Source organism: Micromonospora sp. NPDC049230, from assembly GCF_040647875.1.
GTDB lineage: Bacteria > Actinomycetota > Actinomycetes > Mycobacteriales > Micromonosporaceae > Micromonospora.
The window spans coordinates 26,377-41,559 of sequence record NZ_JBEZCZ010000015.1 but is presented as its reverse complement, the minus strand read 5'-3'; the positions used below and the strand labels follow the sequence as shown (position 1 = coordinate 41,559).

At 71.3% G+C, this 15,183-nt stretch carries 9 protein-coding genes and 1 pseudogene; 9 read left to right on the top strand and 1 reads right to left on the bottom strand.

The window, feature by feature from the left end; translation table 11 throughout:
* Window positions 1–234: 234 nt before the first annotated feature.
* Window positions 235–2,940, bottom strand: a complete 2,706-nt coding sequence (locus tag AB0A95_RS15365) for a glucosidase (protein ID WP_357556362.1) — start codon at window positions 2,938–2,940, stop codon at window positions 235–237.
* Window positions 2,941–2,982: 42 nt separating this feature from the next.
* On the opposite strand from AB0A95_RS15365, the gene AB0A95_RS15360 reads away from it, so the two are divergent.
* From AB0A95_RS15360 to AB0A95_RS15320, 9 genes and pseudogenes are all read left to right on the top strand, one after another.
* The gene (locus tag AB0A95_RS15360; protein ID WP_357556361.1) at window positions 2,983–4,926 is read left to right on the top strand and encodes an amylo-alpha-1,6-glucosidase; all 1,944 of its coding nucleotides are present in this window, start codon (window positions 2,983–2,985) and stop codon (window positions 4,924–4,926) included.
* Between the two features lie 138 nt (window positions 4,927–5,064).
* Window positions 5,065–6,399, top strand: coding sequence for a glycosyltransferase family 4 protein (locus AB0A95_RS15355; RefSeq protein ID WP_357556360.1), 1,335 nt, complete (start codon window positions 5,065–5,067; stop codon window positions 6,397–6,399).
* 83 nt (window positions 6,400–6,482) lie between these two features.
* On the top strand, window positions 6,483–8,378 hold the full coding sequence (locus AB0A95_RS15350; RefSeq protein ID WP_357556359.1) for a serine/threonine-protein kinase: 1,896 nt from the start codon (window positions 6,483–6,485) through the stop codon (window positions 8,376–8,378).
* A 119-nt stretch (window positions 8,379–8,497) separates the two neighbouring features.
* Window positions 8,498–10,135, top strand: coding sequence for a protein kinase (locus tag AB0A95_RS15345; protein WP_357556358.1), 1,638 nt, complete (start codon window positions 8,498–8,500; stop codon window positions 10,133–10,135).
* Window positions 10,136–10,237: 102 nt separating this feature from the next.
* Window positions 10,238–11,047: a metal-dependent hydrolase gene (locus tag AB0A95_RS15340; RefSeq protein ID WP_357556357.1), complete on the top strand. Its 810-nt coding sequence runs from the start codon at window positions 10,238–10,240 to the stop codon at window positions 11,045–11,047.
* Window positions 11,044–11,513, top strand: a pseudogene (locus AB0A95_RS15335) (amidohydrolase family protein). Before AB0A95_RS15340 ends, AB0A95_RS15335 begins: the two are co-directional and overlap by 4 nt.
* Before the next feature lie 220 nt (window positions 11,514–11,733).
* On the top strand, window positions 11,734–12,765 hold the full coding sequence (locus tag AB0A95_RS15330; protein WP_357556423.1) for a LacI family DNA-binding transcriptional regulator: 1,032 nt from the start codon (window positions 11,734–11,736) through the stop codon (window positions 12,763–12,765).
* Window positions 12,766–12,842: 77 nt separating this feature from the next.
* Window positions 12,843–14,147 carry an extracellular solute-binding protein gene (locus AB0A95_RS15325; protein WP_357556356.1) on the top strand — a complete coding sequence of 435 codons (1,305 nt, stop codon included), beginning with the start codon at window positions 12,843–12,845 and terminating at the stop codon, window positions 14,145–14,147.
* A 67-nt stretch (window positions 14,148–14,214) separates the two neighbouring features.
* Window positions 14,215–15,183: a sugar ABC transporter permease gene (locus tag AB0A95_RS15320; protein ID WP_357556355.1), complete on the top strand. Its 969-nt coding sequence runs from the start codon at window positions 14,215–14,217 to the stop codon at window positions 15,181–15,183.

The following is a 15,183-nucleotide window of genomic DNA, read 5'->3' as shown; positions in this document are numbered from 1 at the left end:
TACGCCCGTAAGGCCAGCGGAGGCACCGCGGTGCCATTAGGAATATTTCACCCTCAACGTGATGACGACTCGTCACTCCCGCCGCCCGCATGATCGTGCTCGATCCAGGATCGAGTGGCCTCCCAACGCCAGCAACACCACTACAACATGGATCGAGCGCGATCATGCCCAAAGGGGCAGCGGATCGAGGTGCGCGGCCCGTGCACACCCGCAGGGCGGAAGTGCGGGACGGGGTCAGCGGCGCAGGGTGAGGATCAGGTCGGCCACCAGGGCGGTCCAGCCGGTCTGGTGCCAGGCGCCCAGGCCGGCCCCGTTGTCGCCGTGGAAGTACTCGGGGAAGGAAATCAGGTCCCGCCAGTCCGGGTGGGTCTGGAACATCTGAGCCGCACCGTAGATCGGCCGCCGACCCCAGTCGTCCTGGGTGAAGAGCGAGATCAACCGGGCGGAGAGGTCGTCGGCGATCTCGTCGAGTGTGCGCTTCACCCCGGACCGGGTCGGATATTCCACCTGGAGGTCGTCGCCGAAGAACGCCGCGTAGTCACGCAGTGCGCTGATCAGCAGGAAGTTCGTCGGCATCCAGATCGGACCCCGCCAGTTGGAGTTGCCGCCGAACAGGCCGCTCGTCGACTCGGCCGGCTCGTAGCCGACGGAGAACTCCTGGCCGCCGAGGGTGACCGAGAACGGCTTGTCCAGATGTGCGCGGGACAGCGTACGCAGGCCGAAGTCGGACAGGAACTCGTCGGGGTCGAGCATCCGGGCGAGCAGTCGGACCACCTGCTCCGGCCCGACCATGGACAGCAGTCGCTGCTGCCGGCCGTCCGGGCCCAGTCGGCGGGCGCCGATCACCTGGGCGTACTCCGGGCGGTTGGTGAGGAACCAGCGCAACCGCGCGCCCAACTCCGGTAGGCGGTGCAGGGTCTTCGCGGTGAGCCGGGTGGTAGCGGCCAACGGCAGCAGGCCGACGACGGAACGGACCTTCAACGGCACCTTCGTGCCGTCGGCGAGGCGCAGCACATCGTAGAAGAACGCGTCCTCGTCGTCCCACAACCCCTGTTCGTACGCGGCGGCGGCGATGTAGGCGAAGTGCTCGAAGAACTTGGTGGCGGTGTCCACCCAGGTCCTGTCGTGTTCGGCGAGCACGATGGCCATGTCCAGCAGGTTGAGCGCGTACATGCCCATCCAGCCGGTGCCGTCGGACTGCTCCAGCACACCCGCCACCGGCAGCGCCGCCGACCTGTCGAACGGCCCGACGTTGTCCAGCCCGAGGAAGCCGCCCTCGAAGACGTTGTTGCCGCCGGTGTCCTTGCGGTTGACCCACCAGGTGAAGTTGAGCAGCAGCTTGTGCATCACCCGGCCCAGGAACTCGTAGTCCTGACCCCCGTCGATCTCGAACACCTTCAGCGCCGCCCAGGCGTGCACCGGCGGGTTCACGTCGCCGAACGCCCACTCGTACGCCGGGATCTGCCCGTTGGGGTGCAGGTACCACTCGCGCAGCAGGAGCAGCAGTTGGTCCTTGGCGAAGCCCGGATCGACCCGGGCGATGCTGACGCAGTGGAAGGCCAGGTCCCAGGCCGCGTACCAGGGGTATTCCCACGGGTCGGGCATGGAGATGACGTCGAAGCTGGTCATGTGCCACCAGGCGCTGTTGCGCCCGTGCCGTCGCCCGGCCGGCGGTGTCGAGCCCGGGTCGCCGTCGAGCCAGCGTTTGACGTCGAAGTGGTAGAACTGCTTGCCCCACATCAGCCCGGCGATGGCCTGCCGGGCCACCAGCGCCTCGTCCGGGGTGGCGGCCGGTGGAATCACCCCGGCGAAGAAACGGTTCGCCTCGGCCCGCCGCGCCCACACCACTGCCTCGAAGCCCTCGCTGAGGTCGGCCGGGGGTGGCGGCGCGGCGGCCGGCGGCGACGCGGTGCGGGTCAGCCGCAGCCGGATCTGGCGTTGCCCGCCGGCCGGCACGTCGAGCACGTAGTGCAGCGCGCCCTTGGTGCCCTCCCGCGCGGGGTTGACGGTGGCCGCGCCGTTGACCACGTGGTCGTTGATGCCGTCCTTCGGGTACGGCGAGCGGCCGGGCAGACCCCAGAGCCGTTCGGCGTTGGTGTCGTTGTCGCAGAGCAGCGGCACCGGCCCGCCGTCACCCTCCAACAGCAGTTGGCCGAGCACCCGGTGCTCGCCGACGAGTCGGGTGCCCTGGCCGGTCAGCTTCGGGATGCGGTCACCACCGGGCAGGCCCCACGCCCACGTGTTGCGGAACCACAGGGTGGGCAGCACGTGCAGGGTCGCCGCCCGGTCGCCCCGGTTGGCCACGGTGATCACCATGCACAGGTCGGTCGGGGACGCCTTGGCGTAGTCGACGGTCACCGCCCAGTACCTGTCGTCGTCGAAGATGCCGGTGTCGACAAGCTCGTACTCGGTGTCGTCGCGGCCGCGCAACGCGTTCACCGCGACGAGTTCGTCGTACGGGAAGGCGGCCTGCGGGTAGTGGTAACGCCAGCGCATCCAGGAGTGCGTTGGGGTCGAGTCGAGATACCACCAGTATTCTTTCGCGTCCTCGCCGTGGTTGCCGCTGTCGCCGCCGAGGCCGAACATCCGTTCCTTGAGGATCGGGTCCTTGCCGTTCCACAGCGCCAGGGCGAAGGCGAAAGTCTGTCGTTCGTCGCAGACGCCCGCCATCCCGTCTTCGCTCCACCGGTAGGCTCTGGACCGCGCGTGGTCATGCGGGAAGTAGTCCCAGGCCGTACCGTGCTCGCTGTAGTCCTCCCGTACCGTCCCCCACGCCCGTTCGGACAGATAGGGACCCCATGCGCGCCAGTCCTGCTCCCCCGAGTCCGCCTGGGCGAGCCGGAGCCGCTCGGCGTCGGGTGGCGAGGCGTCGGAGGACGATCGGTCAGTGATCACGTGCACATCTTTGACGTCGCCGCGGTACTTGACCACAGCGGCCATTCTCGTCGTGGCGTGTTACACCCCGCCGCCGGTGGAGGAAAGTTGATTGACATGCACTTCGGCCCGCAGGTCTGCGGCGATCTGACCAGCGCGGCCAGCCGGGAGTGGCTGGTGCCGGACGGTCTCGGCGGCTATGCGATGGGCACCGTCGCCGGGTTGCGGACCCGCCGTTACCACGGTCTGCTGGTGGTTCCCGGTGAGACACCGGCGTCTCGTCACGTGGGACTGGTCAGTCTCGATCCGGCGGTCACCCTGCCGTCCGGGGCGCGGGTGCGGCTCGGCGCGCACGAGTGGTCCTCCGGCGACGTGGATCCGCGCGGCTTCGAGCTGCTGGAACGCTTCGACCTGGTCGACGGCCTGCCCCGGTGGCGGTGGCGGATCGGTGCGGTGGTGATCGAGCGGGAGGTGGCCATGCTGCCCGGCCGCTCCTGCGTGGCGGTGGTGCACCGGCTGGTCGCGGGCGGTCCCGTCCGGCTGGAGTTGTCCGCCGCCTGCACCTGGCGCGACGCGCACGGCGAGCGGCGGGCCGACGGCCCGACCCCGCAGGTCGAGTCGGTGGCCGGCGGCGCGGTGGTCGAGGGCGCGTACCGGCTGGCCGGGCCGGGCTGGACGCCGGAGGGGCAGTGGTGGCTGGGCGTGCACCACCGCGAGGAGGCCAACCGGGGCCTGCACCCGGACGAGGATCTCTGGTACGCGGGGCGTTTCGCCGGCGAGTTGACGAGCCCCGGCGACACGGTGTCGGTGCGGGCCTGGGCCGATCCGCTCGACCTGGAGCCACCGCCGGCGGAGGAGATCGTGGCGACAGCCCGGCGACGCAACCGGCAGGTGGTGGCGACGGCGAAGCCGACCGACGACGTGGAGGCCACCCTGGCGCTGGCCGCCGACGCGTTCGTGGTGCGCACCGGCGACGCGGCGGTGGACGTGGTCGCCGGCTACCCCTGGTTCGGGGCCTGGTCCCGGGACACGATGATCTCGTACGAGGGGTTGTTCCTCTGCACCGGTCGGGCCGACCTGGGGAGGTCGCTGCTGCGGTCGTACGCGGCGACGCTGTCCGAGGGGATGCTCGCCAACACGGCCGACACCGGTCGGGTGGAGTACAACACCGTCGACGGCACGTTGTGGTTCCTGCACGCGGTGAGCCGGCACGTCACGGTCACCGGTGACACCGATCTCGGCGACGAGTTGCTGCCCGCGCTGCGTGCGGTGATCGACGCCCACGTGGTCGGCACCCGCTACGGGATCGCCGTCGACCCCGCCGACGGTCTGCTCGGCCAGGGCGCCGCCGGCACCGCGCTGACCTGGATGGATGCTCGGGTGTACGGGGTGCCGGTCACCCCGCGTACCGGGAAGCCGGTCGAGGTCAACGCGTTGTGGATCAACGGGCTGGCCGGGCTCGCGGAGCTGACCGAGCTGGCCGGGCAGGACGCGGACGAGCTGTGGCGACGGCACGGGCAGGCGACCGCCTCGTTCCGGGAGCGCTTTCCGGCGCCGACCGGCTGGCTGCACGACGTGCTGGACGCGCCCGCGCCGGCGTACCCGCTGGGTGGGGCCGCCCTGCACGACGACGACGCGCTGCGTCCCAACCAGTTGCTGGCCTGGTCTCTGCCGTTCGCGCCGCTGGAGCCGGACGAGGCGACGCTGCGCCGCGTCGCGGACGGGTTGCTCACCCCGCTCGGGCCGCGCAGCCTGGCCCCGGATTCGACGGAGTTCGTGGGCCGGCACCGGGGTGGCCCGGCCGAGCGCGACGGGGGCTACCACCAGGGCACCGTGTGGCCGTGGCTGCTCGGCCCGTACGTCGACGCCGCCCGTCGGGGAAAGATGTCAGTCGATGACGCGTTCGTGGGGATTGAGTCACATCTGACCGAATATGGATTAGGCTCGGTAAGCGAGACGGCCGACGGCCTCGCGCCGCACGCCGCGACCGGCTGCCCATTCCAGGCGTGGTCGGTGGCCGAGCTGCTGCGGGTGCGCCGAAAGGGCCAGTAGCGCTTTACACGACCGCAACGGTGGTGTCGCCGCCGGTTATCTCGGTTCCGGCAGGATTGGCCCCGATCCAGACGCGACGGCGACATCAACTTCCGGTGTCGGTCGGCGCGCGCCCGGGGACAACTCAAAGGGGGCCGCATGTCACCCGACGCCCACGTGATCGACATCCACCCCGCCCGGCAGCTGCGGGTGCTGATGCTGTCCTGGGAATATCCGCCGGTGCTCGTCGGCGGCCTCGGCCGCCACGTGCACGCCCTCTCCGTCGCCCTCGCCGCCGCCGGCCACGAGGTCACCGTCGTCACCCGCCACACCGACGGCGCACCCATGGAGGAGTACGCCGACGGCGTCCGCATCCTGCGCGCCCCCGAAGACCCGGTCACCTTCCCCCTCGCCACCAGCTCCCTGCTGGCCTGGACCATGGCCTTCAACCACACCCTCACCCGCACCGCCCTACGCGCCACCCAGGCCGGCGCCTACGACGTCATCCACGCCCACGACTGGCTCGTCGCCCACACCGCCATCTCCCTGGCCGAGCACCTGGACCTGCCCCTGGTCACCACCATGCACGCCACCGAGGCGGGGCGACACCAGGGCTGGCTGCCCGAGGAGATGAACCGCACCATCCACGGCGTCGAGCAGTGGCTCAGCAGCGAGTCCGGCCGGGTGATCGTCTGCTCCGGCTACATGCGTGAGCAGGTGAAGGCCCTGTTCGACGTCCCGGCCACCCAGGTCGACGTGGTGCCCAACGGGGTCGACGGCCGGGCCTGGCGGGCCCGTCCACGCGCTGTCGCATCGGCCCGGGCACGGTTCGCCGGGGACGGCCCGTTGGTGGGGTACGCCGGGCGGCTGGTCTACGAGAAGGGCGTCCAGCACCTGGTGCACGCGGTGCCCCGACTGCGCGAGCGGCACCCGGGGCTGCGTGTGGTGATCGCCGGCGACGGCCCGTACCGCGCCGAGCTGGAGGCCCAGGCCCGCCGGCTGGCGCTGTGCTCGACAGTCCGGTTCACCGGCTTCCTCGACTCCACCCAGCTGCCGGCGATGCTCGGTGCCACCGACGCGACAGTGGTGCCCAGCCTCTACGAGCCGTTCGGCATGGTGGCGTTGGAGGCGGCGGCGGCCGGGGCGCCCCTCGCCGTGGCCCGCACCGGCGGCCTCGCCGAGATCGTGGAGTCCGGCGTGACCGGAGTGACGTTCCCCCACAGCGACCCGGACGCGCTCGCCGGTGCGGTCGGTCAGCTGCTCGACGACGAGATCTTCGCCCGGCGGGTGGCGCGCCGGGCCCGCACCATGGTCGGCGAACAGTACGGGTGGACCACGATCGCCGCCCGCACCGCCGCCAGCTACACCGCTGCCCGTCGGGAGCACGGCCCGCTACAGGCCCGCCGTGCCGCGGCCCGACTGGCTGGTGGACGTGCCCGGTTCGCCATCCCGGAGGGCAATCTGCTGGCGCGCGTGGACCACGCCGCCTGCTGAGCCAAGTCGGACTACCGATAGGTGACTCCCGATCCGCTGGTTAGGGTGTAGCCCGGACGGCGGCGGAGGAGGAGCGTGCGCAGGTGCTGATCGCCGGTCGATACCGGCTGCTCGACCTGGTGGGTCGCGGGGGCATGGGTCGGGTGTGGCTCGCCCGCGACGAGATGCTGCACCGCGAGGTCGCCGTCAAGGAGATCGTGCCGCCCACGTGGCTGGCCGACCACGAGCGCGCCGAGGCGCGCTCGCGCACCCTGCGGGAGGCGCGCGCCGCGGCCCGGCTCAACCACCCCGCAGTGGTCCGGCTCTACGACGTCATCTCGGTCGACGACAACCCGTGGATCGTGATGGAGTACGTCCCGTCCCGCACGCTCCAGGACCTGGTGGACGCCGAGGGGCCACTGGAGCCGTCCCACGCCGCCCGGATCGGCCTGGCCATCCTCGACGCGCTGCACGCCGCGCACACCGCCGGGGTGCTGCACCGCGACATCAAGCCGCAGAACGTGCTCGTGGCGCACGACGGTCGGGTGATGCTCACCGACTTCGGGTTGGCCACCTTCGACGGCGGCGACGGCGTGACGACCCGCCCCGGCATGGTCCTCGGCTCCCCGCAGTACGTGGCCCCGGAGCGGGCCGCCGAGGGTGTGTCCACTGTCGCCGCCGACCTGTGGTCCCTCGGGGCGACACTGCACGCCGCGGTGGAGGGCCGCTCCCCGTACGCCCGCAGCACCGCGATGGCCACCCTGAGCGCACTGGCCGCCGGCCCACCGGACCCGGCTCCGCACGCGGGGTCGCTCGCGCCGGTGCTCGCGGGGCTGCTGCGCCGCGACCCGCGCCACCGCCTCGACCACCACGCGGCCCGCCGGCTGCTGGTCCGGGCCGCGGCCGGCCACCCCGACCCGCTCCCGACATCGCAGTCCGCGTCGCCGCCGGGGTCGTCGCCCGGCCCGTCCTCGGGGTCGCCGCCAGCGTCCGGGTCCGCGTCAGTGTCCCGGTCGTCGCCGGGGTCACCGTCAGCGTCCGGGTCCGCGTCGGTGTCCCGGTCGTCGCCCGGGTTATCCTCGCGGCCAGCATCAGCGTCCGGATCATCGTCGGCGTCGGCGTCCGGAGCGGGGTCGGCGGGTCGACTCGATCCGGCGCCGGGCGACCCGCCCGCCGGGGCCGACGAGCTGGCCGGTCAGGAGCCGACCATCCCGCTTCCCCCGCCCGGTCAGGCCAACGGACCGGGCGATGCGGTTCCGGTGCCCGACGAACCGAAGAGGCGGCGCACGATACGGCGGGGCGCGCTGGTCGCCGTGTCGCTACTCGTGGCCGCGGCCGCCGGCGTCGGCACCGCGCTGGCCGTCACCGCCGACCGGCCCGCCGACACCGTCGCCCGGCCCTCCGACCCACCGCCGTACGCACCGCCGGGCGGCGGCGGCCCGGACGGCCCCGGCCACGACAGACGCCGACCGCCACCGGGCGGGCCCGGCGTGCCCCCGCCACCGTTCGACTGCGTCCGCCCGGATATCGGCGGTGCGCCGGTGCCCGCCCGCGCGCCGGCTCCCGGCGAACGGTTCCGGCCGCCGTCCGGCTGGATCTGGCACGCCGACACCGCCGGCTTCCGGGTCTCCGTGCCGGCGACCTGGTACTACTCGCGTGACGGGGTGACGGCCTGTTTCCAGGACCCGGCGACCGGCCGGGCGTTCAGCGTCGCCGCGGGCGGTGCCGCCGATCCGCTGGTCGGGCTGCGGCAGGTCCGCGACGCGGCGGCCGCAGCCGGGGCACTACCGGAGTACGACGAGATCCGGCTCGCCGCGGGCGACGACGGTGCGGATTGGGAGTGCCGCTGGCGGGCACCGGACGGGCCACTGCTGCACGCCCGACAACTCGTCGTCGGCGCCGCCCCCTGGACACTGGGGTGGATCACCGCCGACGAAGACTGGGCCGCGGCCGACGCCGACTGGGCGGTGGTGCGAAAGAGTTTCCGACCACCCCGCTGACCTGCACCGTACGGCCATGATCCGGACCACCGTCCGGCGTGGATCGAGGCCGCTCAGCGGATGAGAACACCGAGATCGGTGGCTATCGTGTAACCCGGGGTGACCAAGGGGGAGCGACCGTGCATCAGTTGCTGATCGCGGGTCGGTACCGGCTGCTCGACCTGGTCGGCACCGGCGGGATGGGTCGGGTGTGGCTTGCTCGCGACGAGATGCTGCACCGCGACGTCGCGGTGAAGGAGGTCGTGCCGCCGTCCTGGCTGGCCGAGGCCGAACGCGAGGAGTTGCGGCTGCGGACCCTGCGCGAGGCTCGCACCGCTGCCCGGCTCAATCACCCCAACGTGGTGCGCATCTACGACGTGGTGCACGACCGGGAGAGCCCGTGGATCGTGATGGAGTACGTGCCGTCCCGGTCGGTGCAGCAGATCATCAGTGCCGAAGGGCCGCTGAGCCCGCAGCGCACCGCCCGGATCGGGTTGGCGGTGCTCGCCGCGCTGCGGGCCGCGCACGCCGCCGGGGTGCTGCACCGCGACGTGAAACCGCACAACGTGCTGGTCGCCGACGACGGGCGGGTGGTGCTCACCGACTTCGGGCTGGCCACCTTCGACGGTGGCGAGGGTGCGATGACCGGGCCGGGCACGGTGCTCGGTTCGCCGCAGTTCGTCGCGCCGGAACGGGCCCGCGAAGGGGTGTCGGATCCGCGTACGGACCTGTGGTCGCTGGGCGCGACGCTCTACGCGACGGTCGAGGGGCAGTCACCGTACGCCCGCTCGAGTGCCATGGCGACGCTCAGCGCACTGGCCACCGACCCACCGGACCCGATGCGCCGCGCCGGCCCGTTGCGCCCCGCGCTCACCGGCCTGTTGCAACGCGACCCCTGGCGGCGGTTGACCGCCACCGAGGTGGAGCCGTTGTTGCGCGCTGTCGCGGCGGCCCAGGACCAGCCCGTCGCGCCGGTGCGGTCCTCGGCGGTGGCCGCGGTACGCAGCGCGAGCCGGGCCGTCCTGCCCGACCCGGTCGAGCCGCAGGCTGCCCCGCCCGACGAACCGCCGACGCCGACTGGCACGACGGGTAACCGGCCCGGCGGACGGCTTCGTCTGATCGTTCTGGGCGGAGCGACAACCGCCCTCCTCGTCGCCGCGGGTGTGACGTTGACACTTGCCGGCCGCCACGTCGAGCGGACACCACCGTCCGGCTCCGGAGGCGGCACGCCGACCGCCCGGCCGGCCGCGTTCGCCTGCGCGGCACCACCGCCACCGCCGTCGACGGCCACGCCGGTGGCCTCGATGCCGCGCCCGGCCGACGCGCCCTACCGGCTACGCGACGGCTGGACCTGGCACGTCGACCCGACCGGGTTCCGGATCGCCGTACCGGTGGGCTGGACGCGCTGGACGGAGGGAGCGGTGACCTGTTTCCGGGAGCACGACGGCGCGCGGGTGCTCAGTGTCGAGGCGGGGCCCGTGCGGGCCGACCCGCTGGCCTACTGGAAGGCCGAGGAGACGCGACTCACCACCGGCGAGGCGCTGCTGACCGGCTACCGCAGGGTGGACATCTCCGCGATGGACATCTTCGAGGGCGGCGCGGTCTGGGAGTGCGGTTGGGTGAACGCCGCCGGTGACGAGTTGCACAGCTTCCGGTTGCTGGCCAACACCTCGGCCGACCGTTCCTACACCGTCTCGTGGGTGACAAAAGAGTTCGACTGGCAGGTCAACGCGGCATACTTGCCGATGATCCGGCAGAGCTTCAGCCCCGCGACGTGATTTCGTCCGATGTGGACCTTCCGGGTGATGCCCCTGCGACGCCGACGCTGACTACAGTGGCGTAGTTTTGGCGCTCAAGATCCCTGGGGAGGGTGAGCCGAGATGATGGGACCGCAACACGCGCTGTCCGGCGCGGCGGCGTGGTTGGCCGGGTCCTGGGCACTGGACCAGTTCGCCGACTACCACCAGTCGCCGCTCGCGTTGGCGGTGGGCACCGCGGTGTGCGCCGGCGGCGCGCTCTTTCCCGACCTCGACATGTCGGGCAAGGTGACGAAGAACCAGGGTGGGGCAACGGTGGCCCGCACCTTCGGCGTCTTCTCGCTCTTCGCCGCCGAGGTGATGGAGAAGATCTCACTCGGCGTCTACTACGCCACCAAGCTCAGCAGGGACCCGCGCCGCAACAACGGGCACCGGACGCTGACCCACACCCTGCCGTTCACCGTGCTGGTCGGCTGGGGCACCACAGCGCTCTGTGCCGCGTACGGCAAGTGGGCGGTGATCACCATCCTGTTCTTCATGTTCGGCCTCGCCCTGCGCGGGCTGTTCGACGAGTGGGCCGAGCGGGCCGGCTGGGTGATCATCACGCTCGCGTCGGCCGGGGCGGCCTGGTTCACCTTCGCCAACCTTCCGGGTGGGCGCGGCTACCCGCTGATCGGCACCGCCCTGGGGGTGGGCTGCTTCGTGCACATCCTCGGCGACATGATCACCCGAGCCGGTGTGCCGCTCCTCTGGCCGATCCCGATCAAACGACGCATGTGGATGATGATCGGCCTACCGAACCGCATCGCCCTGCGAGTCGGCAGCAAGGCCGAGGTGGTCGGGATGCGCATCGCGCTGACCGTCGTCTCGGCGCTGGCCACCGTCGGCCTGATCGCGCCCTCGGTGCTGAGCCGGTTCGACATCGAGATGTGACAGGTCCGGCGCTCGGTTCACCGCCGGCGGCCGACGATCGGGTGCCGGCGTTCTGGCACGCGCTGGGGCTGCCCGGCCTGGCTGACGTACACGTGCACTTCCTACCGCCACGGCTGATGCGCCGGGTGTGGGCGTACTTCGACGCGCCCGGGCCGTTGGTCGGCACCGAGTGGCCGATCCGGTACCGGTGGAGCGACGCCGACCGGGTCGCACACCTGCTCGCCCGACACCCCCGACTGCCGGCGGTGGTGGCGCACCTCGGAAGTTCGTGCCCTTCCCCCGCGCCGAGTTGCCCCGGCTGCGCGAGTTGGGGTTGGCTGGCAGGGTGCTGCTCGGCAGCGACTTCCCGAACATCCCGCACCCGTACGCCGACCAGCTGACCGGGCTGGCCCGGCTGGACCTCGGCGACGACTGGCTGCGCGCGCTCTGCTGGGACAACGCCGCCAGGCTGTTCGACCTGACCTGACACCCCGCACCGCGGCAAGATCCGCACAACATCGGGGATATTGCTGCCCAAGCCCCGGCGGGTGCGAGGGGATCGCGCGAGTGCGAATTCTCTTCGTCATCGGCTATTGACGTCGCCGTAACAGGTGGCCTAGCGTCTGTCGAACCGCTTCGTCGAAACGTTTCGACGATCATGCGGGAGCGATCCCACGCCTGGCCAGAGGAGGTGCGCGGTGGCCACCATGCATGACGTCGCACGCCTCGCTGGCGTCTCGGTCAGCACCGTCTCGTACGTGCTCACCGGCGCCCGGCCGATCTCGCAGGCCACCCGGGGCAAGGTGCTCGCCGCGATGGCCGAGCTCGACTACCAGCCCAACGCGATGGCCCGTGGCCTGGCCAGCCGCCGCAGCCGGATTCTCGGCCTGCTGATGCCGATGGACGAGCGCGGCCTCGGTGCCACCGAGACCGCCTTCGTCACCGGCGCCGCCGCGGCGGCCAGCGCGGTCGGCTACCACCTGGTGCTCTCGCCGGTCGGTGGTGGCGACCTCGACGACCTGCGTCGGCTGGCCACCCAGCGGATGCTCGACGGTGTCGTGCTGATGGAGGTCCAGCTCGCCGACGAGCGGGTCAGCGTGCTCCAGGAGGCCGGCGTACCGCTGGTCCTGATCGGCCGCACCGGCGACACCAGCGCGCTCTCCTACGTCGACATCGACTTCGACCAGACCGTCCGGGAGGCCGTCGCGCACCTTGTCGGTCTCGGGCACCGGCGGATCGTCTACGTCAACCACTCGGCCGCGACGGTGGCCAGCGGTTACGGGCCTGCGCTGCGTACCCGGGACGCCTTTGTCGCGGCCATGACCGGGCACGGCCTCGACCCGCTGATGATCACGGCCGAGGACAGCGCCGCAGGCGGTCGCGCGGCCCTGGCCGCCGCGTTCGCGCAGGCCCCGGAGCTGACCGCCGTGCTGGCCATGAACGAGACCGCGATCTTCGGCATCCTCGGCGAGCTGACCGGCCGTGGGTTGTCGGTGCCCGAGGACGTCTCCGTCGTCTCGATGGTCACCTCGACGCAGGTGGCCGAGTTGGCGACCCCGGCGCTGACCGCGATGACGTCACCCGGGTCGGCGCTGGGTCGGATCGCGATCGAGGCGCTGGTGCGCCACCTGGACGGCCCCGGCGATCAACGCCACCAGCAGTTGCTGCCCTGCGCGTTGGAGATCCGGGGATCGACAGCCGCACCTCGAAGCCGCCACCTGATGGGGGCTGACCAGTAAGAACGGCCCGCCGCCGCGCTGCAACGCGACGACGGGCCCCGTGCAGTACCGCGAGATACTCAACGAGGAGGATTGTAATGCAGCGATTCCGCCGGCTCGTCGCCGCGATCGCCCTGGCGGCGACCGCGACGACCACCGTGGCCGCCTGCGGCGGTGGCGACAACGGGGACGACAGCGACGCCAAGGTTCTCAAGCTCTGGCACTACGAGAGCGAGAACAGCGCCATGGGGGTCGGCTGGAACCGGGCCATCGAGATCTTCAAGAACGAGCACCCGGGCGTCGAGGTGCGCTTCGAGCGCAAGGCGTTCGAGCAGATCCAGCAGAACGCCGGCATGATCATCAACTCGTCCGAGGGCCCGGACATCATGGAGTACAACAAGGGCAACGCGACCGCCGGCCTGCTCTCCACCCAGGGCCTGCTCTCCGACCTGAGCGCCGAGGCCGACAAGCGCGGTTGGGCCGGCAAGCTCAGCCCCAGCCTCCAGACCACCGCCCGCTACAGCGACAAGGGTGTGATGGGCTCGGGCAAGTGGTTCGGCGTGCCGAACTACGGCGAGTACGTCACGGTCTATTACAACAAGGACCTGTTCCAGCGCAACGGCGTCAAGGTGCCGACCAGCATGGCCGAGATGACCGCCGCGATGGACACCTTCGTCGGCAAGGGCGTCACCCCGCTGGGCATGGCCGGCGCCGAGTACCCGGCCGGGCAGCTCTTCTACCAGCTCGCCCTGTCCAAGGGCGACAGGCAGTTCGTCGACAACTACCAGCTCTACAAGAACCCCGTCGACTTCAAGGCCGACCCCCTCAAGTACGGCGCGGACACCTTCGCCGAGTGGGTGCGCAAGGGCTACGTCGCGAAGAACTCGGCAAGCCTCAAGGCCGAGGACATGGGCACCGCGTTCATCGCCGGCAAGACCCCGATGATCGTCTCGGGTAGCTGGTGGTACGGCCGGTTCAAGACCGAGATGAAGGCCAACTGGGACACCTTCCTCTTCCCCGGCAACACCCTCAACGCCGGCTCGTCGGGCAACCTCTGGGTCGTCCCGGAGAACAGCAAGGCCAAGAGCCTGGCGTACGACTTCATCGACATCACCCTGCGTCCGGAGATCCAGGACCTGATCGGCAACAACGGTGGTGTCCCGGTCGCCGCCGACGCGTCGAAGATCAGCGACCCGAAGGACCGCAAGCTGATCGAGGACTTCAACACTGTCAGCAAGTCCGACGGGCTCGCCTTCTACCCGGACTGGCCGGTCCCCGGCTACTACGACGTGCTGGTCTCCGGCTTCCAGGGCCTGATCAACGGCTCCAAGTCCCCCGACCAGGTCCTCGACGCGATCGCCAAGCCGTACGCCGACGGCGTCAAGGAGATCACCAGCAAGTGACGCGGCGAGCGGCGGGCGCGACCGGCACGACCGGCGTGCCCGCCCGCCCCGCCGGGAAGGATCTTCCATGGCAGTCTCCGAGACCGTCGCCGCCACAAGGGCGGCCGCGACGCCCACCCCGCCCGCGCCCAGCCGCAGACGCCGCGGCCGCGACGCGGCCTACTGGCTCTACCTGCTCCCCGGGGCGGTGCTCTTCCTCCTGGTGATCGGCGCACCCCTGGTCGGCACCCTCTACCTGTCGTTGACCAAGTGGTCCGGCATCGGCGACCCCAGGTGGGTCGGCCTGGACAACTACCAGCAGTTGATGCAGGACGACGTGTTCTGGGCGTCGTTCCGCAACACCGTCTGGATGATCGTCGCGATGGTGGTGGTGCCCACACTGCTCGGGCTGTTGCTCGCCGCGGTGCTCTTCGACGTCATCGGCCGGCGGTTCAAGCCCCGCACCGCCGCCGCGCTGCGGGCCGCGTTCTACCTCCCGCAGGTGCTGCCCGTCGTGGTGGCGGGCATCGTCTGGGGCTGGATCCTGCGCCCCGACGGCGCGTTCAACAGCCTGCTCGACGCGATCGGTCTGGGCGCGCTGCGTCACGACTGGCTCGGTGACCCGGGCACCGCCCTGCCGGCAGTGATGGCCGTGATGATCTGGGTGCAGATCGGCTACCCCGTTGTCGTCTTCATGGCGGCGTTGCAGCGGGTCGATCCCGAGCTGTACGAGGCGGCCGAGGTCGACGGCGCGAACTGGGTCCACCGGTTCCGGGCGATCACCCTCCCACAGATCCGGCCGGAGACCTTCGTGGTGGCCCTGACCTGCACCATCGCCGCGTTGAAGGTGTTCGGGCCAATCTTCGCCCTGACCCGGGGCGGCCCGGACAATGCCACGAACGTGCCGAGCTACTTCGCCTACTACACGTTCTTCAAGAAGTTGCAGGTCGGCTACGGCTCCGCGATCTCCACGGTGCTGACCCTGATCATCGTTCTGGTGGCCGTGGTCTTCATCTGGATGCAGGCGCGCAGCGAGCGCCGGGACCGGGGGATCTGA

Bases quoted from the DNA above. Each gene is read 5' to 3' on its own strand.
- AB0A95_RS15365 (WP_357556362.1), bottom strand. From the start codon at position 2,940: ATGGCCGCTGTGGTCAAGTACCGCGGCGACGTCAAAGATGTGCACGTG.
- AB0A95_RS15355 (WP_357556360.1), top strand. From the start codon at position 5,065: ATGTCACCCGACGCCCACGTGATCGACATCCACCCCGCCCGGCAGCTG.
- AB0A95_RS15340 (WP_357556357.1), top strand. From the start codon at position 10,238: ATGATGGGACCGCAACACGCGCTGTCCGGCGCGGCGGCGTGGTTGGCC.
- AB0A95_RS15330 (WP_357556423.1), top strand. From the start codon at position 11,734: ATGCATGACGTCGCACGCCTCGCTGGCGTCTCGGTCAGCACCGTCTCG.
- AB0A95_RS15325 (WP_357556356.1), top strand. From the start codon at position 12,843: ATGCAGCGATTCCGCCGGCTCGTCGCCGCGATCGCCCTGGCGGCGACC.
- AB0A95_RS15320 (WP_357556355.1), top strand. From the start codon at position 14,215: ATGGCAGTCTCCGAGACCGTCGCCGCCACAAGGGCGGCCGCGACGCCC.